Below are 25,177 nucleotides of genomic sequence, written 5' to 3' on the forward strand. Positions count from 1 at the left end.
GCTGAATAGAATACTTAGCCCCTGAACAATTTAGAAGATCAACTTAAAGTCCTTTTTTGACTTTCTGTGAGCTACTTAAAGGTAGAGGAAATGATTCTGTAAAGCTAGATAACTTATAATTTTTCAACCACATAACGAAAAACAGCCATTTCTTGTTCTAAATGATCATACGCAAAATCAGGATGCCACTGCACCCCTAAAAACGCTAAACTAGAATCCTTACTTTCAACGCCTTCAATGATGCCATCTTCACTAATGGCTGTCATTTTTAATCTTTTTGCTAATTTTTTTATTGCTTGAAAATGAAACGAATTGACCGTCGTTTTTTCGCCATAGATTTTACGTAGAATACTTGTTTCTTCTGTTCGAATCTGATGTGTAGGAATTTCTCTGGATATCGGTACTTGCATATGACTAATTTTCGTATCATTCAGCTGACTGATATCTTGATATAAGCTGCCGCCAAGAGCCACATTAGCCAGTTGCAGACCACGACAGACTGCAAAAATAGGTTTCGTTTGTCTAACAGCTTCTTCGATCAAAGCTAACTCGAATTGATCTCTTTCTTGCGACAATAAAGCTTCTTCAACTTGAATTGATTCACCATATAATGAGGGCGATACATTCTGTCCGCCAGCTAAAACCAACTTATCAATCTGGTCAATATAATCCTTAGCCAACTCAGGGGGCCCTACTGGTAAAACCATTGGCAAACCTCCGGCATTTTGCACTGCTTTCACGTAACCACACGGAGTGTAACTGATCGGTAAATGATACAATCGTGCTCCCGCATCTTCAATTTCATTTGCTGCTATTCCAATAATCGGTCGCCTCAATCTACACTCACTCCTTCTGTACTTTCCGATAATAATTGTAACTAGTTTATCAGATATATATGTGAAAGGATAGTACAAATAGAAACAGCGAGATAGTTTTTAGCTATCGCTATTTACTTACTTTTTAATAGAAAACGACTATTTCTATTTTACCTCAACTTTACCAAATCCGTTACTTTTATGCTTAAAACGATCTGTTGTCTGAATTTTCTAAATAAATAGTTGTTGACAAGTGAAAAAAGTGATGGTAAAGTTATACAAAACAAAGAACAGAAGAGTACCTTTATTTTTTCTTGAAGAGAGTCTTTGGTTGGTGGGAAAAGACAGAGTGATAAAGTGAAACACATCTGGGAGTTAGCTTTTTGAATTACTAGTAGGAAAGTTCGGGAATGCCCGTTATAGCATTAGAAGTCTATGACTTCTTGAGGTTATCGTTGCGAGACGATAATAAAAAAAGGTGGAACCACGCATTTTACGTCCTTTGGCTTACTTGCCAAAGGACTTTTTATTTACTTACAACTGGCAGTCACGCTGAGATATAAAACAATATTTACTACCTATTACTATTTCCAATACAACTAAAACACACAACCAGAACAAGTAATCACTGATTATTTCCTGACAGAGACTTTTTTATTCGCTGAGAGAAAAAGCTGGAAACCTTTGATGAACACATCTGTTTCAGTCACCTTCTGAATAAAGTAAGAAGATGCGGTATTCTCCGTTATCAGAAAAGAATCTTTAGCGTTAGATAAAGGTTTAATGAGGTTATTATCGTAAGGTATTAACAAATTGAGGTGGAACCACGATTATTTCGTCCTCTTGGCAAATTTGCCAAGAGGACTTTTTGCTTTTTTGTCACAAAATGGTACTAAGAATAATTAAAAAATTGGAGGAAAAATGATGAACTACATTTTGGAAATTTTGCCGGCTTTACTAGACGGTGCACTTATGACATTGAAAGTTTTTATTTTTACACTATTAGGATCGATTCCCCTTGGAATTATCGTAGCGTTTGCCCTGCAAACAAATTTTAAGCCACTAACTTTTTTGATTCATCTCTATATTTGGCTAATGCGAGGTACACCATTATTATTACAACTTATTTTTGTTTTTTATGGTTTACCTCTGATCGGTGTTGTCTTTGAGCGATATGATGCAGCTTTGTTTGCATTTATATTGAATTATGCGGCATACTTTGCAGAAATTTTTCGTGGCGGTATTCAATCAATTCCAGAAGGTCAATATGAAGCGGCTAAAGTATTGCGTTTGACACGGTTTCAAACCGTATCACGGATTATCTTACCTCAAGTAATTAAAATCGTATTGCCTTCAATTGGTAATGAAGTGATTAATTTGGTCAAAGATACCTCACTGATTTACGTACTTGGTTTAGGCGATCTATTAAGAGCAGGAAAAATTGCAATGAGCCGCGACGTGAGTTTATTACCATTAGTTTTAGTAGGCATTATTTATCTATTATTAACAGCAGTCTTAACGCTAGCTTCAAAAAAATTGGAAAAACACTATCAGTATTATAAATAATTGTATTTAGTTTTAAGGGCTAGCTCTTTTGGAAAAAGATAAATTAGGATCGAGGCAAAAAACACCTCTTTCATAATTTCCTATTTTCCTGTCTGAGCTGGACGAGCCCTTTCAACTTTTAACAGTATCTAGTTTTAAGGGCTAGCTCTTTCAACTTTTAAATTTAGGAGGAATAATATGCTAACGATCAAAAACTTAACAAAAAGTTTCGATGGACGCCGGATCATCGATCAATTAAATATAGAAATCAAAGACGGACAGATCCTAACAATTGTGGGCCCTTCTGGTGGAGGAAAAACAACATTGTTACGTTGTTTAGCTGGTCTAGAAACAATCGATTCAGGGGAATTTTTATTGGATGGTGTAGCGGTTAATCCTGTCGAAATGGATAATGCAGATCAGGTAGTAGGAATCGTTTTTCAAGATTTTCAATTATTTCCTCATCTTTCAGTGTTAGATAATATCACTTTAGCGCCGATTCTTGCCTTAAAACAATCTAAAGAAGCAAGTGAGGTAGAAGCGATTGATCTGCTAACAAAATTTGGTTTAGGTGGAAAAGAAAAACTATACCCTTATCAATTATCTGGCGGTCAAAAACAACGCGTTGCTCTCGCTCGTGCTCTTGCAATGAAACCAAAAATATTAGGTTATGACGAACCTACCAGTGCTCTTGATCCTGAACTTCGCCAACAAGTCGAAGAGGTTATTTTAACGCTAAAAGCACAAGGTATGACTCAAATCGTCGTCACTCACGATATGAACTTTGCTGAAAATATTGCCGATAACATATTGACAGTGACACCTGTTCAATAGAAAGGACAAGTATATGAAGAAAAAAAGCTATCTATTCCTTACCATAACAGCTTTAGTGGTACTACTGTCAATAGCAGGTTGTGGTAGAAAAAAAACAGATACGGATCAATGGTCACGAATCGATTCGGACAAACGAGTAATCGTTGGTTTAGATGATTCTTTTGTCCCAATGGGCTTTCAAAATAAATCTGGCGAGCTTATCGGATTTGACATTGATTTAGCTCGAGCAGTATTTGACTTATATGATATTACTGTAGACTTCCAACCTATTGATTGGTCTATGAAAGAAAATGAATTGCAAAATCAAACAATCGATCTGATTTGGAATGGTTACTCTAAAAGCGCGGAACGGGAAGAAAAAGTGCTGTTTAGTGATGACTATATGAAAAATGAACAGGTCGTAGTTTCTTTGAAAAAGAATAATATTACTAATTTTTCTGATATGAAAGGAAAAATTTTAGGTGCTCAAAATGGTTCTTCTGGCTATAATAGTTTTGAAGAACAACCTGAAATTTTGAAAGATATTGTTAATGGTCAAACCGCTATTTTATACGATGGATTTAATGAAGCATTTATGGATTTAAAGTCGGGAAGAATTGATGGGTTATTGATCGATCGAGTTTATGCAAATTATTATCTTTCTCATGAAGATAATTTAGCCAATTATTCAATTGTCAGTGGTAGTTTCGAAAGCGAGGCTTTTGCAGTAGGTTTAAGGAAATCTGATAAAGAGTTAGCAGAAAAAATCAACACAGGTTTTGAACAACTTAGAAAATCTGGCAAACTTGCTGAAATTTCTAAAAAATGGTTTGGAGAAGATGTGACGAAATAAAATAACTTATTACAAATAAAATAGTTCTTATTTTGTGTATTCTAAAATATCGCCTTTCCCAAATTTCGGAACAGGAAGAAGATAAGACAAGTTGTCTACAGTTATCTGTTCACTTCTTGTGGGGATTTCAATTTCCCTGTTTGAGTATCAGCTGACTACTAAATTCAAGAATTGATCTCCTATTAGGTTGTATTTGCCAATATGAGCTTGGGACGTAAGTCCCAAAAACCTTAAAATAAAAGACCGAAAATCGTAAAAAATGATTTTCAGTCTTTTATTTTTTAGATTATTGGGAGAATCCTTCATGTTTTCTAGCTTACTTAGCCTATATTTCCTTAAATTTACTGCGATTAACGCGAATCCAATTTCATTGTGTGCCTGTTGTTTCCCTCGAACAGAGAACCGAGTGAACCCTAAACAAGCCTTCAAATGTCCGAAAGCTGGTTCGACGTCAATTTTTCGTTGACGATAGAGTTTACCTGTTTCTTCTTCTGAAAGCAGCTGTTGAATTCTTGCTTTAAAGTATTCCCAATTCATGTTCTTTTGAATCTCACGATTCTTGTCACTCTTCGCTTTTGTACACTGGCTTCGAAGAGGACAATTCGAGCAGTCTTCACATTCATACCGTTTTAAATAACGTTTAAAGCCATATTTATCTGTACGAATAGAATAGTTTCGAAAATTCATTTTTCGTCCGTTTGGACAAAGAAACGTATCCTCTAATTCTTGGTACGGCCAGTTTGCTGGAAGGAACGGATTTTGTTTAAACTTTTTCTTCTGTTCTTTATGGTACATGGCATAAGTGATGAGTGGTGTTCGCTCGTGATCCTCTAAAACCGCTTGATAGTTTTCTTCTCCTCCATAGCCGGCATCTGCGACAATATAGTTTGGCAGATCAAAGAAACACTCTTTTAAAGTGGTTAAAAAAGGGCGCAATGTTCGTGTATCTGTTGGATTTGAGAAAAGATCATAGCCTAAAATATACTGACTGTTCGTGGCGATTTGAAGATTATAACCTGCTTTCAACTGACCATTTTTCATATGATCGTCTTTCATGCGCATAAAAGTGGCATCTAGATCAGTTCTAGAGTAACTGTTTCGTTGCCCTAAAATCTGTCTATGTTTTTGATAAGCGAGTTTTCGCTCTTTAAAGTCCTTGAAAAGTGTCCTTAATTTTTTAGGAATTTTTCGTTTAGAACGGATTGATTTGCGCGTAATTCCATCCTCTGCTTGTTCGATTTTTTCTGTAAACTTTTCGACAACATGCGCGAGATTTTCTTCAATCTTACCTAATTCAGTGACAGATAATTCTTTTGAGGACTCTCGCTCAATTTCAGGAATAATTTGATTCTTTAACAATTCATCGTAGAGAAAATTTGATTTTTCAGTAAGCTTTTTATCAAAGTTATCAATGGATTTTCTCCAAACAAAGGTGTATTTATTGGCGTTGGCTTCAATCTTTGTACCATCGATAAAAATGGCTTCTTCATCGATTAATTGTTCCTTGACTAATTGGCTACGGAACTGGACGAAGCACTCCCGAAGGAGTGCATTCACTAAAGGATTCACTCGAAAACGATTGATGGTTCGATAACTAGGTTGATAACTTTGAGTAAGCCACATCATGCGAATACTGTCTTTCGTCAAGGCTTCAATCTTGCGACCAGAAAATACAGATTGTGTGTAGGCACATAAAATCATCTTCATCATCATTTTCGGATGATAAGAAGAAGGCCCCATTTGATGATGAAAAGGAAGAAAGCGTTCCTCCGGAATACTTTCAACTAATTGATCAATGACAAACGCAATATCGTTTTTTTCTAACTGAAAACTAAAATCTAGAGGAAGAACGACTTGATTTGTGGTATAATTTTTAAACATAAGAACACCTCGCTGACTTATTTGTTTAGTCACTTTTATTTTAGCAAAGGTGTTCTTATTTTTGTACAAAAAAACAATCCAGATGCCAATCAATTTGACTGGTATCTGGATTTTTCGTTAGTACTTATGTCCCAAGCTCATATTTTTATTGTAATGTAAATTTTTATATTATTCGTACCACTCTTTAATAAAGATATCAAAGGTACTTTATAGATTCAGTTTTACTCTTTTATTAACCTAAATATTTACTAGTCACATCAACCAAACGTTTTGTTTGATCTTGAATTGCCGCTTTCACTTCATCAGCTTTCAACATATTGCCTTCTCCATCAATTGAAGCACTTGTTCCATAAGGATTGCCTCCCGCTGCAAATGTTGATGGGTTTACATAACCTGCTGGTACGATGATTGCGCCCCAGTGTTGCATCACTGTGTAAATCCCTTGGATCACTTGCTCTTGTCCCCCATTTGGATTTTGCGCAGAAGAAAATGCTGTTACAAATTTATTTGCTAATTTACCTTGTGCCCAAAGTCCACCTTGTAAATCAAAGAATTGTTTTAATTGACTTGCCATCACACCAAAGCGGGAAGGTGAAGAGAAAATATAGGCATCTGCCCATAACAAATCGTCACTTGTCACTTCTGGAATCTCTTTACTTGCATCAACATTCTTACGCCAAGCTGGATTTGAATCGATTGCTACATCTGGTGCTAACTCATGGACCTTTCTCAAACGAACTTCTGCACCATTTGCTTCTGCTGCTTCTTTAGCCCATTTTACCATTTGTGTACCTGTTCCTGTTGAACTGTAATAAGCAATTAATAATTTTGTTGTCATGATATTTTCCTCCAATAACTGTTGTTTTCTTATCTACATCCAAATACTAACAAAAAGTAAGTAAACTCACAAGAGATTTTACTTACTAAAAATAAGTTTCAGGAAAATTATACTTACAGTCGTTTCTTACAATAAAAGAAGTTATACAGAGTGTTTAGTGCAAAAGTTGAAGCAACAGTATTAACTCGAAGAATTCATAAAAATCGATCTTCAAATTTTGTGAATTTCAGCTTATTTCCAAAAGAATGACTTCTACTTCTATCATTTATTCGCATTTAGGATATAAAAAGGAAATTTTACTTTTGTCCCACATTCTCTTTATTAAAAGTGACAGACTATGAACAATGAAGACTATAAGCGCAATTTTTCACTAGATCTACACGATGGGAAGCAAGATTTCCAAATCATCAACAAAGCCGACAGCGATAAAAAGAGTCAACTAAACGCAATGGCAATCGCCCCAATAATCAACGGTAAACCTGATTACAATAACGTGACAGTCGTATATGCAGGAACCAATATGCCTGGTGAGGCTGGATCAAGTGGTTTTGGAACGGCAAGCGGTGCCGCTATTGGTGAACTTTCCGGTGAGTATGACTTGGCTGAAACATTCTTAACACAAGTACAAAAGAAAATAAAAAACCACAATGGAATCATTACAGATGTAGCTGGTTTTAGTCAGTCTGGGGGCTACATGATGGAAATGGCCGCTGAACATGGGCAAAAAATGGGCTTTCAAACAACTAGTTTTGACGATTGGGGGCGCGATCAATTTGAGACACTCTCAAGAAATCAACTGAAATGGTTGAAAAATAATCCTGAACTATTGTGTCGTCACCAAAATGATTCATGGGCAAATCTTTCTGGTCGTGAACATATGTACGGCACGGTTTCACCTATCGAAGGAATTGGCTTTAATGAACATACGACCCTCGCTAAATACTTTGATGGGGACACGTTAAATTTAGATCGCTTAGCCAAAGACGGTATTTTTGCTCCCGGTATGACCAAAGCGCAAGTAGAACGAGCTGCAAAGAATTGGGCGAAAAAAAGGATGATGGAAAATTCTGGACAAACGATGGTGCTGAAGCGAAAGCTCGAGTAAAAGAGTACTTAAAATTATACGGTGCCTACCGAGTACTTGATTTTTCTGAATTAAAAAAATTAAGAAAAAAATTAAAAACGAGTGGTGGTAGCTTATCTAAGAATGAAGAAATTTATTTAGATAATAGTCAAGCTTTAGTCGCTGTAACAACTGCTGCTCAGACGATGAAAGACAGATTGATTGACGTGATCCGATTCTATCAAGATGCGATTACAGAAGCGGAACAAGTATGGACAGAAGGACTACAACATGCTCGATCAATTGGCACAGAATTGAACGAGTCTGAAATACTTGATGCATTAGCTTCAGTGGGCGCAACAAAAGTAAGTATTGTGACCGAACCCACGACATTTTATACTGAACAAATCGCAAAAGCAAAACAACTAGGAGAAAGCTTTGATCATCTCGTTTCTGAAATTAAATCTGGTCTTGACAAACTTGTTCAAAGTGATAAAGATTTGGCGCGTCAACTTTTTTAAGAAGGAGTGTTCAGTTGGATCAACAAGAGGTATTAAAGAACGATTATTTAAGCAAAAAGCGCCAATTTGAAGAGAAAGAAGAGGCCCTTCTCTTTCAAAGAGATCATGGACTACGTGACTTGGAAGAAATTGCAGATAGGACCCACTATTATTTAAAAGAATCTGTTCCAGAGCAGGAATTTATTAGGCAGGCTGTACATGCGTTAGATAGAAAAATTAGACGATACTTATTATCGCGCTATTCGTACATTATATGATCAGGAATTAGCTAAGAAAGGGAGTGATTTTTGATGTTAGACGATGTAACAGAGGAACTTTAAAAAAAACACAAAAGGAATCAATAGCTTGTGCAATTGGGCATTCGATGAATCAGAAAATACAACTCAATAAACAAAAAACGGAACAAAGTAGGGCAACAAAACTATCTTCAGTGAAAACAAATATGGTAACGGTATCTGAAAGTATGGGCAATGCTGTCAAAGAACAATTCGGAAAAAAAAGTAAAAGAAGCTTTCGAAAAAAACTGAAAATTCAGATATTTTACAATAACAAACTCTTTGGTAACCTTTCTTTATTTGATTTCAGTATAATAGTTTATTGTTAAAAGAAAAAACAAATCCGATTTTGACAATCATCATCAATATCGAATTTGTTTTCGTTTTAAGAAAAGACTATTGTTCTACACTCTCTGTTCTTTGAATTAATCAAGATAAAAATAAATTATTTAATTCGCTACAATATTAACCAATTTATCTGGAACAACAATGACCTTACGGACTGTTTTTCCATCAATAAAGGTTTGGATTTCTTGTGCAGCTAAAGCTTTTTCTTCTAATTCTTCCTTACTTAGTCCTCGAGTAATATTCAATTTTGCACGAACTTTTCCATTAACTTGGAAAACAACTTCTACCTCATCTTCAACTAATGCAGCTTCATCATATGTCGGCCAAGGTTGATTCGTTAAACTTTCTTCATTGCCTAATATTGCCCACAGCTCTTCTCCAATATGAGGTGCAATTGGTGCTAGTAATTGAACAAATCCTTCAATGTATTCATACGGTAAAACATCAATTTTATTTGCTTCGTTCACAAATACCATCAACTGAGAAATTGCTGTATTAAAGTGCAGATTTTCCATATCTTCTGTTACTTTTTTCACTGTTTGATTATACACTTTAGTCAAACGTCCGTCATTTACAGTTGTAATGCGGTCACGCATTTTATTATTTTCATCTACTATCAAACGCCATACACGATCTAAGAATTTACGGCTGCCTTCAAGTCCATTTTCACTCCAAGCAATAGATGCATCCAGTGGCCCCATAAACATTTCATACATTCTTAATGTATCAGCACCATATTTTTCAATAACATCGTCAGGATTTACAACATTTTTCAATGATTTACTCATTTTAGCTGGTGCTTCTTCCAGCTCTTCACCTGTTTCACGATTGATCCAGACTCCATCACGTTTTTCGACCATATTTGTTGGAACTAGTACACCACGGCCATCGCGGAAACTTTGACCTAAGATCATTCCTTGATTATACAATTTTTGATAGGGTTCCTTTGTTGGAACAACACCGATATCGTATAAGAATTTATGCCAGAAACGCGCATAAAGCAAATGGAGTACAGCGTGTTCGGCTCCACCAATATAAATATCTACTGGTAGCCAGCGTTCCAGCTTTTCATAATTGGCAATTTCATTTTTGTTATGAGGGTCAATATAACGTAAATGGTACCATGAACTTCCTGCCCATTGCGGCATAGTATTTGTTTCACGTTTGCCTTTTTTGCCGGTTTCAGGATCGACTACATTGATCCAATCAGTAATATTTGCAAGTGGTGATTCACCCGTTCCACTTGGTTTGATATCATCTGTTTTTGGCAATCTTAATGGTAATTCAGCTTCTGGAACTGTCGTTGTTGATCCATCTTCCCAATGGATCACAGGAATTGGCTCACCCCAGTATCGTTGACGAGAAAATAACCAGTCACGCAAGCGATAACTAACTTCTTTTTTTCCTACTTTGTTTTCTTCTAGCCATTCATTTATTTTAGTGATTGCTTCTTCCTTATTTAAACCATCTAAAAATTCAGAATTGATGTGTACTCCATCACCTGTAAACGCTTCTTTTTCAACATTTCCACCTTCTAATACTGGAATAATCTCAATATTGAATGCTTTAGCGAATTCATAGTCACGCTCATCATGAGCAGGAACAGCCATAATTGCCCCGGTTCCATAAGACGCCAGTACATAATCTGAAATCCAGATCGGGATTTCAGCGCCATTTACCGGATTTACCGCGTAAGCCCCAGTAAAGACACCTGTTTTTTCTTTGGCTAAATCTGTCCGATTTAAATCTGATTTTTTTGAAGCCGCATCGATATAAGCTTCTACAGCATTTTTTTGCTCTGGCGTAGTAATATTTTTCACCAACTCTAATTCAGGTGCTAAAACTGTGTATGTTGCCCCAAATAATGTATCTGGACGAGTCGTGAATACCGTAAATTCGTCTTTTGATCCTGCTACTTTAAATGTAACGTTCGCTCCTTCAGAACGTCCAATCCAGTTACGCTGCATATCTTTGATACTCTCCGGCCAATCAACTAAATCTAGATCATCCAGTAAACGATCTGCATAAGCCGTAATTTTCAGCATCCATTGACGCATCGGTTTTCTGACAACATCATAGCCACCACGTTCACTTTTTCCATCAATAACTTCTTCATTTGAAATCACTGTGCCAAGTTCTGGTACCCAGTTGACTGCCACTTCTGCTTCATATGCTAAGCCATGTTCATATAATTTTGTAAAAATCCATTGAGTCCATTTATAATATTCTGGATCTGTTGTATTGATCTCACGATTCCAATCATAACTGAAACCTAACGAATTGATTTGACGTTTAAATGTTTCGATATTTTTTTTCGTAAATTCTGCTGGATCATTTCCAGTATCTAACGCGTATTGTTCAGCTGGTAATCCAAATGCGTCCCACCCCATCGGATGCAGTACACTATATCCTTGACTTCTTTTCATTCGAGACAAAATATCTGTTGCTGTGTACCCTTCTGGATGACCTACGTGCAGACCTTGTCCTGATGGGTAAGGGAACATATCCAAGGCATAAAATTTTTCTTTATTTGAATCATCGTGTGTTGTAAAACTATTGTGCTTTGCCCAATATTTTTGCCATTTTTTCTCAATTTGTTTGTGATCGTAACTCACGTTTTTTTCCTCCTATTTAAAAAACTTATTATTGATATTGTTTGTCTTGCATTTTTCTTAGAGTCATTCCTTACTTTTGAATGGTTTCAATAGTAAGGTAACTTCTTTCCTTCTGGTCGACAAGTATTATTCAGCTTTTGCTGTGGCATAGCTGATCACAGTACTTCAGTTCTTAGAAATTGATGAGATCAAAGCAAAGTGACGTGATGAACAAAAAAAAGTCCTACAGGAAAAAGTTCCTATAGGACGTGCAATCGACAACGTGGTACCACCTAAATTTACTTGTATAACTACAAGCCTCAACGTTGTAACGGCCGCCACCGATTTTACTTAGTAAAGTTCAGAAGATCATCTAATTATTAACTGTCACTCATCTTCATCAAATAAATGCAAAGAGAATTCCTTTATTCGTTCAGTAAAATAACTCAAAGGCGAGTTCGAAAGCTTCTGCACGTATTTTCACCAACCATACGCTCTCTAAAACATGGTTCTTTCTACTATTCCTTTTCACTGTTTGTATATCTGTCATGTGCTATTATACTACCAAAGATTCCCATCAATTTCAATTGTTTTATTTAACTTTCAATTTTTGACCGATATAAATTGTATCGCTAGATAAACTGTTCAATTGTTTGATTCTTTGGACGCTTGTTCCATATTTTTGAGAAAGTCCCCATAAAGTATCTCCACTTTTTACAGTGTATGAACTTGCTGATTGACTACCTCCTTGATTCCCTGATGAACTAGCTGATCCTCCCTGACCTTTCTTCACAACTAAACGTTGACCTGGATAAATGATGTCCCCGCTTAAATTGTTCCACTGGCGCAGGTTAGCAATACTTATGCCATTTGCATTAGCAATTACCCACAGAGAATCTCCTGATTTTACAGTGTAGTGCCCAGTAGCTGTTCCAGTATTATTTGAACCACCCGTATTTCCTGTTGAACCACTGTTACCAGCACTTGAGTTCCCTCCGCTAGCATTTGATCCTTTTTTTACAATCAGTTTTTGACCCGGATAAATGATATCTCCATTTAAATTATTCCATTGGCGCAGATTCGCAATACTTATGCCGTTTGCATTGGCGATTACCCATAATGAGTCCCCCGATTTTACCGTATAGTAAGAATTTGAGGCTCCTGCATTGCCTGAACCACCTGGATTTCCGGTTGAACCGCCTGTATTCCCTGAACTTTTTTTCACAATCAGTTTTTGACCTGGATAAATGATATCTCCACTTAAATTATTCCATTGACGCAGATTCGCAATACTTATGCCGTTTGCATTGGCGATTGCCCATAACGAGTCCCCTGATTTTACTGTGTAGTATGAATTTGACGTTCCTGCATTGCCTGAACCACCTGTATTTCCAGTTGAGCCACCTGTATTGCCACCAGTGCTACCGCCGCTTGTGTTCCCGGAACCTTTTTTCACAATCAGTTTTTGACCTACATAAATCATATCACTAGAAAGCTTATTCCAGCTTTTGATTGTAGCGATTGATGTGCCATATTTAGCAGACAAGGCCCACAAGCTATCGCCGGCTTTTACTGTATAGATCACATCTTGATTACTTGTTCCGCTCCCTGTGTTGCCGCTCCCGCCAGTATTCCCACCGGTGTTGCCACCTGTATTGCCACCGCCTGATGAAGGTGTGTCATATTGCGTTAGATTATATGTTGTAATAATAGTATTCAATTTTGTATTATAACTAGGATCGGTTGCATAACGTCCTGTTAGCCAAGCTGTTGCATCTTTGTATGAGTTTGTGTTACTTTTCCATGCACCTGAATAATAATAGACACCTGATTGAAAAGACGTATTTTTCAAAACATAGGCATTATCAGAAAATGATTCAGAATACGAAGGATATTTTCTAAACGCTGCATTTACCTGAATCCACTGCCCATTAATAACTTCCCATGTTTTCATGGTAACAGATTGCCCTTGGTAACTTCCTTTGATCCCAAATAAATTGTGGTTTGGTGCAGCTGATAAGGTACTTCTACCCCAATCGCTTTCAAGAATTGCCTGAGCCATCATAACCGATGCATATAAATCATTCGCAGCTGCAACAGATTTCGCATGTCCAGCTATATCAGCAATGAAGGTACTTGGACTAATGCTTCTAGACTGTGCAGCAAAGGCTGAACGCATCGCAAGTTCAGGCATTTTTGATTCTTCCGTCTCTGTTTCGCTGTTTGAGGAATCCGTCGTTTCAGTTGATTCTTCCGTTGTCTCAGTACTTTGCGTTGTTTCTGATGTATTCAATTCTGATGATTCTTGTGTTTCAGATATCTCATCACTTGAAGAAGTTTCAGGAGATATCGTCTGAGTTTCTTGTGTCATCGAATCGTTTGTGTCAGTTGTCGCTACTTGTGTTTGAGCGGCCTCTGTATGTGTAGTTGTATCTGAGTAACTTACTTGTTGGCTTGGTATCTTATCTTCTGATGCCTCAGCGATTTTTGGCGTAATAATCGGTGCAGTAATTGAGGATACAACAATCGCAGAACTAAGTACAGTGGTTCCTTTTCTTAACTGATCAGAAGCAAGCTTGTTCTGTTCGGCTTTCCTTCGCTCTTTTCTTGATGTTTTATACTTTTCCATAATATATCCTCCAAATTTTCTAAAAAGAAGCATTCCCTGAACTTTATTATACCCTTTTTTCAAAGAAAATAGAAATAATTCTTTATCCTTTTTTTGAAAAACTAAAGATAGAGGCTAGGTCTCAAGTCTGATACCTTTCTTTACCTTAGACTGATTTTTCTTTAAAAGCTTGTTATTGTATCAAAAAAAAACTATAGTGGAGAAGAAGTAGCATAAGTGTACAATGAAATGGGGGAAAAAAATGAATAAAGAGCACTTTTTAATTGAATTAAAAATTTATTTAAAACCTTTGACCCACCAACAACAAGCGTTTATTTTAAATAAATACGAGGTCATTTTTGAAGAACGTTTAGCTGGTGGTGAAACGGAAGAAGAAATCGCAAAAAATTTAGGGAAACCAAGAGGAATTGCTGAAGAAATTTTACAGGAATTTGACATCACTGTTCCTGAAAAAAAACTTGAACGCGATGGTTGGCAAGAAATCCAGCCCACTGTTTCTAATGACTATCAATACGAAGAAATACCTGAACATCCTTATGATGATGATTACCGTTCCTACGAGCGTCCTCGACATAACGGTTTTGTGAGATTCTGCCAAGTTATTGGCGTCCTTTCATTTAATTTTCTTTTCATGTTCTGGATGATTTTTGCTTTTATTATGTTTTTATTCTCTGGTTGGTTAGTCGCTGTTATTTTCTTATTTTCACCAATTCTCGGGGGTATTTCAATCTTTTCCGGCTTTAATGATGGAACAATGTTCGAATTATTTTTTAGTATTTTCCTATCCGGTGCCGGGGTCATCGGACTATTGATTTTAACACCTTTAACCAAATTTTTTGGAAAAGTATTTAAACGTTATTTCCAGTGGAATATTCGTGTTTTAAGAGGAGAGATTTAATATGAAAAAGACAACTGCTTTTTTTCTGACCATCGGCGTTTTAGCTATGATAATCGGCGGAATCGGTAGTGCCGTTTATTTTAAACGTGCTGAAAATTCTATGACCGATGAAAAAAAACAAACATATGAGATAAAAAATAAGCAAAATACAAAAGAAATTTATCTTGATCTCTCTGGTAACGCTGATTTTTATATCTTAACTGAACCTTCAACAACTATCGAAATGAATACTCGGAGTTCTATGCCTGTTTCAATAAATAGTTCTTTAGATGTTAAGGAAAAAGATGATCAGTTGACCATTTCAGTAAATAGCAATAAGAATAGACGAGAATTAGATGGGCTAAAATTGGGTATTTTTAATCGAGGTTCGGCTGTCACATTGACCATCCCTGATGATACTCAACGCTTAGTGATTAATGGTAAAGCTGATGGAAATATCAATCTTTCAGGTATTGCTACAAAAGATTTGTCCATTCAAACAACCAATGCTGATTTGACTATCAATGATACCCATGTAGAAAAATTAAACGCTGAAACCGTTAATGGCGATCTAAACGTATACACAGATGTTCGAACAGATAAAGCGACGTTTCACTCAACAAATGGGGATATTCAAATAAATGATTTTATTGCTTCTGATTGGTCTGCTACTAATAAATCTGGCGATATTTCTTTAAATACCGTTACAGGAGTTGCTAAAATAGAAACAACTAATGGTGATATCGAAGCAACTAATCTTAAAGGTGACGCACAAGCTAAAAGTATCAATGGAGATTTTTCATTATACGGAACAGAACTTCCTAAAAAATTGATGGTTGACACGCAGCAAGGAAGTATCGATCTTCACACAGAAGAAGTTTTATATGATGTAACAATCAAAGCAAAAACAATATTAGGTGATAGTACGATTTTCGGCAAAGAACGAACTTCTTACAAAAAAGGAAATGGATCAAAATCGTTTACATTCCAAACAAATTCTGGTGATATTTCAGTTGAAGGACCTTCAGATTATGAAAATGGAGAAGACGACTAATTTGCTTTGTGAATTCAGAGTCTATACTAGAACGTTCAACGTTTTTGTATAGGCTCCTTTTTTTGATGATTCTCAGATGTCTTCTTAATTATTTGATGATATAATAAGCTTTATCTAAACGGGAAAGGATCTTTCATGAAAAATAAATTATACTATCAATTTGCCGGCAGCTGTTTTTTAGTTGTCTTTATGTTTCTAGGTTATGTCGTGCGTTTTTATCCTGGCTGGTTAAAAGGATTTGACCAAACGATCACAACATTTGTTCGGACACCTTATCCATCGGCTAATCAATTTTTTATCTGGTATACAAAATTCGCTGATCCATTGACTATGGGTATTTTGACTTTAGCAATTGCGTTCATACTATTTAGAGGAAAATACTATGCAGAGATGCTTTGGCTTTTGATTAATATAGGATTGATCGCAGGTGTAGCAAACCCATTGATTAAGTTAGTTTTTATGCGTTCACGTCCAACATTAGATCATTTAGTAACAGAACACAGCTACAGCTTTCCAAGTGGTCATTCTACAGGTAGTGTGCTGTTATATGGAACGATTATTTTATTATTGCCACAATTTGTCAAACAAAAAAATCTTTGTTTATTTTTACAAATTATCTTAGGGATAGGTATTTTTTTAATTGGTATCAGCCGAATCTATGTGGGCGTTCATTTCCCTAGTGATGTTTTGGGTGGATTCTGTTTTGGTTTAGCTTGGCTATTGATGAGCTACCCAATTTATTTAGAAAAACGTTTTATCTGGCGCTTTAAAAGTAAACAACAATAGAAAGAAGAAAAATTATGTCTGAATTTATCTATACGGAAGATCTGAATAAGCGATACCACACATGGAATTATGCTTTACGACAACAATTTGGCAGTAAAATTTTTAAAGTCCCCTTAGATGGCGGATTTGATTGTCCAAATCGAGATGGGACTGTTGCCAAAGGCGGTTGTACGTTTTGCAGTGTTTCAGGCTCTGGTGATATGATTGTTGCCCCAAAAGATCCATTACCGATTCAATTTCAAAAAGAAGTTCAAATGATGCATAAAAAATGGCCGAATGTCGACCAATATATTGTATATTTTCAAAACTTCACGAATACTCATGCGCCTGTTGAAGTGATTCGACATCGTTTTGAGCAGGTAGTTAATGAACATGGTGTAGTTGGTATTTCAATTGGTACGCGTCCTGATTGTCTGCCAGATGATGTTGTTGATTATCTGGCAGAACTGAATCAACGTTATTATTTATGGGTAGAATTGGGCTTACAAACGACTTATGAGAATACTAGCAGCACTATCAATCGAGCTCATGATTATCAGACCTATCTAGATGGTGTAGCCAAATTGCGTAAACATGATATTCGTGTCTGCACACATCTGATCAATGGATTGCCTGGTGAAAGTCTAGAGATGATGAAAGAAAATGTTCGTCGTACGATTCTTGATTCAGATATTCAAGGAATCAAATTACACTTATTACATTTAATGACGAATACTCGCATGTTAAGAGATTATCATGAAGGGCGCTTGCAATTGATGACTAGGAAAGATTATGTTGGTGTTATTTGTGACCAATTAGAAATGATTCCGCCAGAAATCGTCATTCATCGCTTAACAGGAGATGCACCAACTGATTCCTTAGTTGGTCCAATGTGGAGTTTGAAAAAGTGGGAAGTTTTAAATGCAATCGATGATGAAATGAAACGCCGGAATAGTATCCAAGGAATCTATAATGTACGGAACACTAAGGAGGTTCTTGCTTGATGTTACAGACAGCACTTCATTTTAGTCATACACTTTTAAAAGAAGTCATTCAAGAAGGTGATAGCGTCGTTGATGCTACGATGGGAAACGGAAATGACACAGCTTTTTTAGCTGAACTTGTTGGTACAAATGGCCTAGTTTATGCATTTGATGTCCAGAAACAAGCATTAGTAAATACAGAAAAAAGACTGACTGAATTAGGCTTACAAGAGCAAACGATTTTGCTACATCAAGGACATGAAACCATTAAAGAGACTATTCCAGAAGACACACAATTAAAAGCTGCTATTTTTAATTTGGGTTATCTGCCTAAAAGTGATAAACAAATCATCACCCAACCAGATACAACGAAACAAGCACTGGATGCATTGATTGCTCGCCTAAAGTCTAAAGGACGAATCATTTTAGTTGTTTATTATGGGCATACTGGCGGCGAAGCAGAATTAGCATTGGTACATGAGTATTCGCAAAAGCTACCGCAAGAAGAATATAGCGTATTGACCTATCAATTTATCAATCAGAGAAATAATCCACCGATTTTATTTTGTATTGAAAAAAAATGAGTCACTAAAATAGTATAGTAGCGCGGGGCAAAACTAATGAGATTTCCCCATGCTACTATACTATTTCATACTTTATTCAATGGCTTTTTTAACCAATAACGATACCCGCTAAAAATAACTATACACAAAATAAATAAACAGCTTCCAACTACGATACCTTCTGGTAAAAAAACAAGTGTGATTTCGTGTTCACCAGTTGGAATAGGCATGGTCAACAGGGCTTGTTTAAAGATAGGGATCTCAACTTTTTTACCGTCGACATACGCTTTCCAACCTCTATCATAAGGAATTGTTGTTAAAAGAACTTGATCCTTTTCTACTATCACTTGCCCAGTTACTTTCCGCCCTGTTACGGAAAGTTCTACCCCTTTTTCTTCTACACTTTTAAATGCTTTTTTAAATTTGTTCACGTCCATCAAGGCAATATCAGGCGCAATAATCCCTATATTATTTCCCTCTCCTCCATAAAATGTGGTTTTAAATTGAATGGTTGTTAGCGCATCATAATAACCCAAATCATAGTATTGTCCAGTCTCAGAAATAGTCGAAATTCTCTCTTCTTCATTTACCTTGATAGCAAGCTTCGTAGCACCTAAGTCTTCATAATTAGTTGGATGTACGCTAAAATAAGCTTGTTTGCCAGCTGGTACTATTGATTCCCATTCAATTTCAATAGGTTCAGCTTTATTTTCAGCAGTATATGTTACAATCGTTGTTTTATTTATTTTTTTGACTTCTTCTTTCAAATTTTTTGTTCTAATTTTTTTTGTTGAAGCAAATGTAAAAAAGTCCTCATTGGTTTCGGCTAAATGGTTAAATAAGGTTGCTTGCGTTTGCACAGCCTCTGGTTCATATATTTCCTTATCTGTCAGGATTCCTAAAGGCAGTGCATATTTATTCTCGTATAGTTTGTATTCACCATGCCTATCTTTTTCGTCAAAACCAAATTTGTTTAACTCTGTTTTAGAAAGATTGTATTTTACTCTAATCAACGAATCCATTAATAATGTATTATTCCCATATCGAATATTTAAATTTGTACCTAATGATCGATAGCCTAAATCATTTAAATAAACTGAAGAATGACGATTTCTGATTGAAGAAAACATGGAAATACCACTGTATCCATAGTTAAAACTATCATTTGCTGAAATAGCATCCAGATTTTCTAAACGATAAAATGTCTCATTCTCAGCCTTTGTTTCATCGACTAAATCCTTTATGTCTGAATACGAGCCAGAATAAAATTTTCTTGCGGGATAATTCCATTCCACCGAAATCCCCTTAATGATCTCTAAGCTATTTAACGTAAGTTCAAAACTAGTAGTTAAAAAAAGAAGGAAGATTACAATTTTTTTGTATTTTTTTGTCTTACTCAATAAGAAGAATAAAATAGATAACCCACTAAAAATAAAGTTGTTAAAATGAAGGAAAAATTGGTTAAATACTCATTTGTGCTTCGATCCATTAGTATCTTAGTACCTATAAAAAGAACTAGTAGAGTCACAATAATTGTTGTTAATTGCTCAAAATCACTATCTTCATATTTTTCTATTCCATAGCCAGCAAGCAACAGGACTAAAAATGAAAATAGAAAACTATAGCGAAATAAAAACATATTCGGTGCGTGCATTCCTTGCCATAATAGATTCAATGGTTCTAAATAAAAACTGAAAATAAGTAGTAAAAAAGACTTCCAAAACAAATTTTTTCTCTTAAAGAATTTTTCTTACTAACAAAGTAATATAGACAAAAAAGCAATCCAAATAAGCCTGCAAATACATAAGGAATAGAACCAAACTTAGTACTATCATATACACCAACCATATTTTTAATGACTAAATCTAGCGGTCCCGTTGCAGCTGTTTTCAAGTGTCTAATAGCCGATAATGCCTCTCCATTGTTTCTTAAATCTAGAATTGTAGGCAAGATCAGAATCATAGATGCTCCTCCAGCTAGAACAGAGGTCAATAGATACATCGGCAATCGTTTTCTATATTTTTTGGGTTCTGCACACATTTTGGCTATAAAATAGCAAAAGGAAAATAGACCTACCATAAAAGCTATATAAAGATTAGATAAAAAGAGTACTAAATAGCTAATAAATAAGAGCGTTGGTTTTCTTTGCTCCAATAGACGATGAATCCCTAAAGTAATAAGTGGTAAAAATATTAATCCATCTAACCACATAACAATCTCTGAAAAAGAAATCACAAATGACATCAATGCATACGAAATACTTAGTAGTACCTGTGTCCATTTGGGAATTTTAAATGTTTGAATGGACAAGATCCAAAAACTTAACCCTACACTACCGATTTTTAGTAACGTCAAAAAATAAAGATAATCTGGCATATTCACATTATCAAAAAAGAAAACGAGTGGTGTAAATACCCCTCCTAAATAATAGGATACAAACGTCCAATAATTTAACCCTAATGAACCATACCATGTATAGAAGATGCTCTGTTCTCCTTTTAAAACATTATTGAAACTCGCATGAAAATTTGCATATTGGGAAAAAGCATCACTTGCTAAAATAGTTCGGTCTACGCTTCCTGGATAGATCCCAATAGATCTATAAATACCTGCCATTATTATAATTGGTACTAAAAAACTGATTAGTCCATAGATACTTTGCGTTTCAATAAAAGCCCTTACCTTTTTCATAGTCCCCTCACTTTATAGTATTAAAAAACTCTCGTACTTTTTAAGTAAAAAAGCTCAAAAAAGAAAAAAATTAGCTCTGTATAACAAAGAATAGCGTTAAACCAGTTAATGCTAAACAGCAATTTACCTCATCTTCGTTTTTGCTCAATCATTCTTCTCAACTTCTGTTAATGCACGTTCATCTATGTGAAAATAGGTGAAAACTTTCTCTTGATTTTGTTTTGCTTTAATTAGATCAGAATCATATCCGTCCATTATTTTCTTATTTCGCAATGAATCAACTGATTGGTTGTTTATATTTAATCCTAGTTCTTTCATATTTGCGTAAAATCGATTCAACAATAGCTGCCCTTTTTGAGAAAGACGACGGTCTGCATTCCTAGCTCCATAGCTAGATAAGCGTGCAGAAAGATCATATAAGTTCTTTTGAATTTTCAGCTCATACTTTTTATCATCAATTTGATCTAATTGTTTTTGAATACCATTGATTAAATGATACCCTTGAATTATCGCATCTGAGTCTTTTTCTCCTAAATTAGTTGCTTGATAATATTGGCTATATGCTGCAGCCGCACCACATATTAGTGAACCAATGATAAAAAACAATACCAGACTCAATTGTTTCTTACGCTGTCGTTCTCCTTTTTTTCGTTGGCGTACCCATTTTTTACGTTTCTTTTTATTTTTTGGTTTATTCTTTTTTAATTTTTTTAGTCTTTTTTGAGTTTTTAGTAAAGAAAACAAATAGATTACTGAGAAGATCAACCCTAATATGAAAAAGGATACTAAAATAGTAAAAATCCAATCAAGTATTTCCACAGTATTTCTCACCCTATCTATTTTTTATTTTTTTCTTAGCCATTTTACGTTTTAACCGTTCTTTTTTTGCTTTATTTTTTTGCCTCATGCGAATGAGTAGATAAATAACTATTGCCAGTAAAAGAACAATGCCAATAATAACGCTAATGATTCCCCATTGAATACTTTTATCTTGTACTAAGCTTAAATCTTGTTCATTAAACTTATCTGCATCTTCATTCGTTATTTTAAATTCTTGCTTCCATGCCCATTTTCCTCCAGCTGTTGTTGTCACTAAAATATTGGCTCGATACGTACCCGGTTTCATTTCTTCTCCATTCATAGAAATAGGAAAATCAATCATTGAATTAGGCGCCATTCTCATATTATTTTTTTTCGTTTCATATAAAATCTCTTCCGAATTCTTTTTATTGATTTGAACGTTGACGGACATTCCTTCCGTATACACGGGTTGGGTATTAGAAAAATTAATAAAGACAGCATTTCGAAAGTTCTGTAATTCTGGGTATACGCTATTTAACTTCAAATCTGGTTTGATTCCCTCTATTTCAGACTCGCTTAGCAACATACCTACCAAATAAGCAAACTTGTTTACTACCATACCTGATTTAGTTTCTTTTTTTTCCCCTTCATCATCTATTTGCTGCAACTGTATTCCACCTGAAACGAAACCTTTAAATTCAGATTTTGGCATAGTTAATTCGAATCCGACTAATTGGCTTTCACCAGCCGGGATCACTACTTCTTTTGGTGCTTTAACGATTTCGCTAAAGTCATATGTTACGGATTTATCCTTTGGAATTTTGTTTGGTCCATACTCTATCACGCCATTACTATTCGTTTTTGCACTATTCAGTTTGATGCTAATTTTTATTTCCTTGTTGGATGAGTTATTCATTCTCATTTGTACTGTTTGTTTTTGACCAGGTTGCATAAGAAGATCAAAGTAGGTCACTTCTTTATTTCGTTGGTTCTCTGGCTGGATTACTTCAAATGAAAAACCACCTGGAGCAGAATTAGGTTGATTTTCTGTATTTGCATAACCCATCGATGGAAAAAACAAACACACTATGTATACAAAACTGAGAATCACAACAACTATCTTTCTCTTCATAAAAATCCTCTTTTCTACTATATAATTACGCTAGTATAAATTGATAGATACTATCTTTTTATGGTCATACAAATAACAATCCCAAAACAAAAAATTATTTTTGTTTTGGGATCCAAAATTGAACGCTTTAATCAAGAGTGTTTCTTTCAATTGACACTTTTCATTTTCTTTAGTACATAATGATTTTTTTTACTTAGTTTGCATCTGTAATAGACCATGTTACTTCAGCTTGATAATCACCTGTTTTTAATAGGTTATCGCCTGGAATGTTTAACGTAACTGAATTGTATGCTTCTGGATCAGCCGTTGTTGCCGCTTTATCTCCAAACATCAATTCAAACACACCAAATCCTTTTCCTTCTTGCTCGTTTGTTAGGATGGTTTCTTTATTGTCTAAAGCTAAATTAAACGTTGGTGCCAATGTTCCTTCTACAGTTACATCTGGTTTTGTTTTTTCATTTGTTCCTGTAACCAGCGAAACATTTTTATAATCAATTGTTGCTCCCTCTAATACTCTTTTTCCATTAGAGAATTGTTTCGTCATTTCTGCTGATATTGTGTAGTAGTTTGTATCTGCATCAGAACGAATATCTTGGAAACGAACAAAATGAGGCATTATAGCTTCATCGCCTTTTGTTGTCGTCGTTTTAAACGCTTTTGCATCATACGTTTTATCTGAATCATTGGAAATAATTGCATGCGTGTCAAAATCTAAGTCTGTCACCGAAACGATTTTTAAAGGATTGGCTTCCGTATTTTGTGTTGGCTCAGTAATTGGATCTCCTGATGATTCACCCGGTGGTAGATTTGTTGGGTTGGTACTATCATCTTGTGTGAAGTTGATTTTTCCTTTTCCAACATTATCTCCTGGCGCCGCTTTTGATACGGATGGTAAGGCTAGTCCTACTGAGACTGTAGCTAATAATACTGCTCCCATTAATTTGTAACTGTTTTTCATGTGTGTTTCCTCCTAATATTGTGTGTTTTTATGGTAGCTCGGATAAAATCCAAGTTATCACCGTTTGGTAATTTACTGGTTCTTGTTTTGTTGCTCCAGGTATTGATAATGTTACTGCAGAATTCTGATAGACTGTTTTATTATTGAATTGAGGATTGCTTATTCGTTCTCCCGTTCTATCCAGTCTCTCTGAAAGTGTATGTTTCTTCTCATTGTCATTATCAATTGACGCGCCGAATATAATTGACCACGTCCCCTCACCTGTTCCTGTCTTGGCTTGTGCTAAATTATACGTTTCACCAATATTATTAATCTGAACAATCTCTTTAGATACGATTGGTGCTTGTTTCATATCTCTTGTAGAATTTACCCAAGATTGATCAAACGAAATGACTGCTCCATTTAATTCTTTATCGCTGATCGTAGGATTTTTCAATTGTGTCTCTTGTCTTACTTGAAGAAGCCAACCAGAACCTGTTCCTCTATAATCAGATAACTGAATAAAATTACCCCTTGCCTCAGTCTCATCGAGAAAAAGCTGAGCATTTCCGGGATATAGTTCATCTTGATCAGAAATTTTATTTGAACCAAAGTCTAATTGAGGAACAAAATCAATCCGTAAATCTCCCTTAGTTACTGGACTCATTCCAGGATCAACAATCTTAGTTGGACGTTCTGGGTCCCGTATCTCTTGCTTATATTCTCCATCAAAACGAATAGTGCCATTTCCACCTTGATTTATCTCAGCTTGTGATTTATATGGAAAAATCAATACACTCGCAAAAAGAACAGCGCCCAGCCTAAATAAATATTTTTTCTTTTTCATTTTAGTTAGACTCCTTTTTTTGCTTTTTCCTTTTTATAAAATAGAACAAGAGAAAAACGAGCAGCAATAATAGCAAACCTAGAACTATCAAGTTTTTTTGGTTACGTTCACCTGTTGATGGATATCGTCCAATAGGCTTCGCACTATTTGCTGAATTGTTTGTGGGCATAGTAGCTGTTGAATCCATTGAACTACTTTTATCTTCTTTATAAAAACTGACTACACCGTTTGTTTGAACCGCTCCACCCTCTACTTGCGTTGCATTTACTGTTTTAGTTGGTCCACTATAAATAGCAACTAAAGTCAATGCAAGGAAGAGCATGTATGATAGTTGCTTTTTACATACTTTCAT

At 35.4% G+C, this 25,177-nt stretch carries 21 protein-coding genes, 2 pseudogenes and 3 other annotated features; of the genes and pseudogenes, 12 read left to right on the forward strand and 11 right to left on the reverse strand.

Annotated elements, in window-relative coordinates; all coding sequences use genetic code 11:
• Positions 1-113: 113 nt before the first annotated feature.
• A complete protein-coding gene (locus AC4BC4_RS13190; RefSeq protein WP_438758319.1) occupies positions 114-836 on the reverse strand; it encodes a gamma-glutamyl-gamma-aminobutyrate hydrolase family protein in 723 nt (240 codons plus the stop codon).
• A gap of 256 nt (positions 837-1,092) precedes the next feature.
• Positions 1,093-1,321: a binding site (T-box leader), on the forward strand.
• A 93-nt stretch (positions 1,322-1,414) separates the two neighbouring features.
• Positions 1,415-1,661 (forward strand) — a binding site (T-box leader).
• 75 nt (positions 1,662-1,736) lie between these two features.
• Here AC4BC4_RS13190 and AC4BC4_RS13195 point away from each other — a divergent pair.
• The 3 genes from AC4BC4_RS13195 (at position 1,737) to AC4BC4_RS13205 (ending at position 4,026) form a co-directional block, all read left to right on the forward strand.
• Complete coding sequence (locus AC4BC4_RS13195) at positions 1,737-2,381, forward strand: amino acid ABC transporter permease (protein ID WP_438758318.1); 645 nt, start codon at positions 1,737-1,739, stop codon at positions 2,379-2,381.
• 177 nt (positions 2,382-2,558) lie between these two features.
• Positions 2,559-3,194, forward strand: coding sequence for an amino acid ABC transporter ATP-binding protein (locus AC4BC4_RS13200; RefSeq protein ID WP_438758317.1), 636 nt, complete (start codon positions 2,559-2,561; stop codon positions 3,192-3,194).
• A gap of 13 nt (positions 3,195-3,207) precedes the next feature.
• Positions 3,208-4,026 carry an amino acid ABC transporter substrate-binding protein gene (locus AC4BC4_RS13205; RefSeq protein WP_490475991.1) on the forward strand — a complete coding sequence of 273 codons (819 nt, stop codon included), beginning with the start codon at positions 3,208-3,210 and terminating at the stop codon, positions 4,024-4,026.
• 222 nt (positions 4,027-4,248) lie between these two features.
• On the opposite strand, the pseudogene AC4BC4_RS13210 reads toward AC4BC4_RS13205, so the two are convergent.
• Together AC4BC4_RS13210 and wrbA are read right to left on the reverse strand one after the other, a co-directional pair.
• Positions 4,249-5,907, reverse strand: a pseudogene (locus tag AC4BC4_RS13210) (IS1182 family transposase); the annotation flags it as partial.
• A gap of 232 nt (positions 5,908-6,139) precedes the next feature.
• A complete protein-coding gene (gene wrbA, locus AC4BC4_RS13215) occupies positions 6,140-6,745 on the reverse strand; it encodes an NAD(P)H:quinone oxidoreductase type IV (protein ID WP_490475992.1) in 606 nt (201 codons plus the stop codon).
• 337 nt (positions 6,746-7,082) lie between these two features.
• Here wrbA and AC4BC4_RS13220 point away from each other — a divergent pair, with 337 nt between their 5' ends.
• Genes AC4BC4_RS13220 through AC4BC4_RS13235 form a run of 4 tightly spaced genes read left to right on the forward strand, consistent with a single transcriptional unit; the run spans position 7,083 to position 8,933 of the window.
• Positions 7,083-7,850, forward strand: coding sequence for a hypothetical protein (locus AC4BC4_RS13220; RefSeq protein WP_490475993.1), 768 nt, complete (start codon positions 7,083-7,085; stop codon positions 7,848-7,850).
• Positions 7,784-8,329 carry a hypothetical protein gene (locus AC4BC4_RS13225; protein ID WP_490475994.1) on the forward strand — a complete coding sequence of 182 codons (546 nt, stop codon included), beginning with the start codon at positions 7,784-7,786 and terminating at the stop codon, positions 8,327-8,329. The genes AC4BC4_RS13220 and AC4BC4_RS13225 overlap by 67 nt, the downstream gene beginning before the upstream one ends.
• Positions 8,330-8,343: 14 nt before the next feature.
• Positions 8,344-8,586 (forward strand): hypothetical protein, encoded by a 243-nt coding sequence (locus tag AC4BC4_RS13230; RefSeq protein WP_490475995.1) that lies wholly within the window; start codon positions 8,344-8,346, stop codon positions 8,584-8,586.
• Positions 8,587-8,609: 23 nt separating this feature from the next.
• Complete coding sequence (locus AC4BC4_RS13235; protein ID WP_490475996.1) at positions 8,610-8,933, forward strand: hypothetical protein; 324 nt, start codon at positions 8,610-8,612, stop codon at positions 8,931-8,933.
• A gap of 120 nt (positions 8,934-9,053) precedes the next feature.
• Here AC4BC4_RS13235 and leuS read toward each other — a convergent pair whose 3' ends face one another.
• Complete coding sequence (leuS, locus tag AC4BC4_RS13240; protein ID WP_490475997.1) at positions 9,054-11,567, reverse strand: leucine--tRNA ligase; 2,514 nt, start codon at positions 11,565-11,567, stop codon at positions 9,054-9,056.
• A 239-nt stretch (positions 11,568-11,806) separates the two neighbouring features.
• Positions 11,807-12,087 (reverse strand) — a binding site (T-box leader).
• Positions 12,088-12,138: 51 nt separating this feature from the next.
• Positions 12,139-14,175, reverse strand: a complete 2,037-nt coding sequence (locus AC4BC4_RS13245) for a muramidase family protein (protein ID WP_490475998.1) — start codon at positions 14,173-14,175, stop codon at positions 12,139-12,141.
• Positions 14,176-14,416: 241 nt separating this feature from the next.
• Between AC4BC4_RS13245 and AC4BC4_RS13250 the strand changes: the two genes are divergently transcribed.
• The 5 genes from AC4BC4_RS13250 (at position 14,417) to mnmM (ending at position 18,438) form a co-directional block, all read left to right on the forward strand.
• Positions 14,417-15,073 carry a DUF1700 domain-containing protein gene (locus tag AC4BC4_RS13250; protein WP_490475999.1) on the forward strand — a complete coding sequence of 219 codons (657 nt, stop codon included), beginning with the start codon at positions 14,417-14,419 and terminating at the stop codon, positions 15,071-15,073.
• A gap of 1 nt (position 15,074) precedes the next feature.
• Positions 15,075-16,106 carry a DUF4097 family beta strand repeat-containing protein gene (locus tag AC4BC4_RS13255; protein WP_490476000.1) on the forward strand — a complete coding sequence of 344 codons (1,032 nt, stop codon included), beginning with the start codon at positions 15,075-15,077 and terminating at the stop codon, positions 16,104-16,106.
• A gap of 135 nt (positions 16,107-16,241) precedes the next feature.
• Entirely contained in the window at positions 16,242-16,892 is a 651-nt protein-coding gene (locus tag AC4BC4_RS13260) for a phosphatase PAP2 family protein (RefSeq protein ID WP_490476001.1), read from the forward strand.
• A 14-nt stretch (positions 16,893-16,906) separates the two neighbouring features.
• Positions 16,907-17,875 carry a tRNA modification radical SAM protein MnmL/YtqA gene (mnmL, locus tag AC4BC4_RS13265; protein WP_490476002.1) on the forward strand — a complete coding sequence of 323 codons (969 nt, stop codon included), beginning with the start codon at positions 16,907-16,909 and terminating at the stop codon, positions 17,873-17,875.
• Positions 17,875-18,438, forward strand: coding sequence for a tRNA 5-(aminomethyl)-2-thiouridylate-methyltransferase MnmM (mnmM, locus tag AC4BC4_RS13270; protein WP_490476003.1), 564 nt, complete (start codon positions 17,875-17,877; stop codon positions 18,436-18,438). The genes mnmL and mnmM overlap by 1 nt, the downstream gene beginning before the upstream one ends.
• Positions 18,439-18,503: 65 nt before the next feature.
• On the opposite strand, the pseudogene AC4BC4_RS13275 reads toward mnmM, so the two are convergent.
• The 6 genes and pseudogenes from AC4BC4_RS13275 to AC4BC4_RS13300 form a co-directional block, all read right to left on the reverse strand.
• Positions 18,504-21,108, reverse strand: a pseudogene (locus AC4BC4_RS13275) (YfhO family protein).
• A gap of 144 nt (positions 21,109-21,252) precedes the next feature.
• Positions 21,253-21,927 (reverse strand): hypothetical protein, encoded by a 675-nt coding sequence (locus AC4BC4_RS13280; protein ID WP_490476004.1) that lies wholly within the window; start codon positions 21,925-21,927, stop codon positions 21,253-21,255.
• A gap of 13 nt (positions 21,928-21,940) precedes the next feature.
• A complete protein-coding gene (locus AC4BC4_RS13285; protein WP_490476005.1) occupies positions 21,941-23,041 on the reverse strand; it encodes a WxLIP family cell surface protein in 1,101 nt (366 codons plus the stop codon).
• Positions 23,042-23,234: 193 nt separating this feature from the next.
• Positions 23,235-23,999, reverse strand: a complete 765-nt coding sequence (locus tag AC4BC4_RS13290) for a WxL domain-containing protein (RefSeq protein WP_490476006.1) — start codon at positions 23,997-23,999, stop codon at positions 23,235-23,237.
• Between the two features lie 28 nt (positions 24,000-24,027).
• Positions 24,028-24,825 (reverse strand): WxL domain-containing protein, encoded by a 798-nt coding sequence (locus tag AC4BC4_RS13295; protein ID WP_490476007.1) that lies wholly within the window; start codon positions 24,823-24,825, stop codon positions 24,028-24,030.
• 1 nt (position 24,826) lies between these two features.
• Positions 24,827-25,177, reverse strand: coding sequence for an EF2685/EF0750 family sortase-dependent surface protein (locus tag AC4BC4_RS13300; RefSeq protein WP_490476008.1), 351 nt, complete (start codon positions 25,175-25,177; stop codon positions 24,827-24,829).

The organism is Enterococcus sp. AMC1086, assembly GCF_058216575.1.

Excerpts from the sequence above, each read along its gene's own strand:
- AC4BC4_RS13200 (WP_438758317.1), top strand. The coding sequence starts at position 2,559 with ATGCTAACGATCAAAAACTTAACAAAAAGTTTCGATGGACGCCGGATC.
- AC4BC4_RS13250 (WP_490475999.1), top strand. The coding sequence starts at position 14,417 with ATGAATAAAGAGCACTTTTTAATTGAATTAAAAATTTATTTAAAACCT.
- AC4BC4_RS13285 (WP_490476005.1), bottom strand. The coding sequence starts at position 23,041 with ATGAAGAGAAAGATAGTTGTTGTGATTCTCAGTTTTGTATACATAGTG.
- wrbA (WP_490475992.1), bottom strand. The coding sequence starts at position 6,745 with ATGACAACAAAATTATTAATTGCTTATTACAGTTCAACAGGAACAGGT.
- mnmL (WP_490476002.1), top strand. The coding sequence starts at position 16,907 with ATGTCTGAATTTATCTATACGGAAGATCTGAATAAGCGATACCACACA.
- AC4BC4_RS13260 (WP_490476001.1), top strand. The coding sequence starts at position 16,242 with ATGAAAAATAAATTATACTATCAATTTGCCGGCAGCTGTTTTTTAGTT.
- mnmM (WP_490476003.1), top strand. The coding sequence starts at position 17,875 with ATGTTACAGACAGCACTTCATTTTAGTCATACACTTTTAAAAGAAGTC.
- AC4BC4_RS13205 (WP_490475991.1), top strand. The coding sequence starts at position 3,208 with ATGAAGAAAAAAAGCTATCTATTCCTTACCATAACAGCTTTAGTGGTA.
- AC4BC4_RS13195 (WP_438758318.1), top strand. The coding sequence starts at position 1,737 with ATGATGAACTACATTTTGGAAATTTTGCCGGCTTTACTAGACGGTGCA.
- AC4BC4_RS13220 (WP_490475993.1), top strand. The coding sequence starts at position 7,083 with ATGAACAATGAAGACTATAAGCGCAATTTTTCACTAGATCTACACGAT.
- AC4BC4_RS13295 (WP_490476007.1), bottom strand. The coding sequence starts at position 24,825 with ATGAAAAAGAAAAAATATTTATTTAGGCTGGGCGCTGTTCTTTTTGCG.
- AC4BC4_RS13245 (WP_490475998.1), bottom strand. The coding sequence starts at position 14,175 with ATGGAAAAGTATAAAACATCAAGAAAAGAGCGAAGGAAAGCCGAACAG.
- AC4BC4_RS13255 (WP_490476000.1), top strand. The coding sequence starts at position 15,075 with ATGAAAAAGACAACTGCTTTTTTTCTGACCATCGGCGTTTTAGCTATG.
- AC4BC4_RS13290 (WP_490476006.1), bottom strand. The coding sequence starts at position 23,999 with ATGAAAAACAGTTACAAATTAATGGGAGCAGTATTATTAGCTACAGTC.
- AC4BC4_RS13300 (WP_490476008.1), bottom strand. The coding sequence starts at position 25,177 with ATGAAAGTATGTAAAAAGCAACTATCATACATGCTCTTCCTTGCATTG.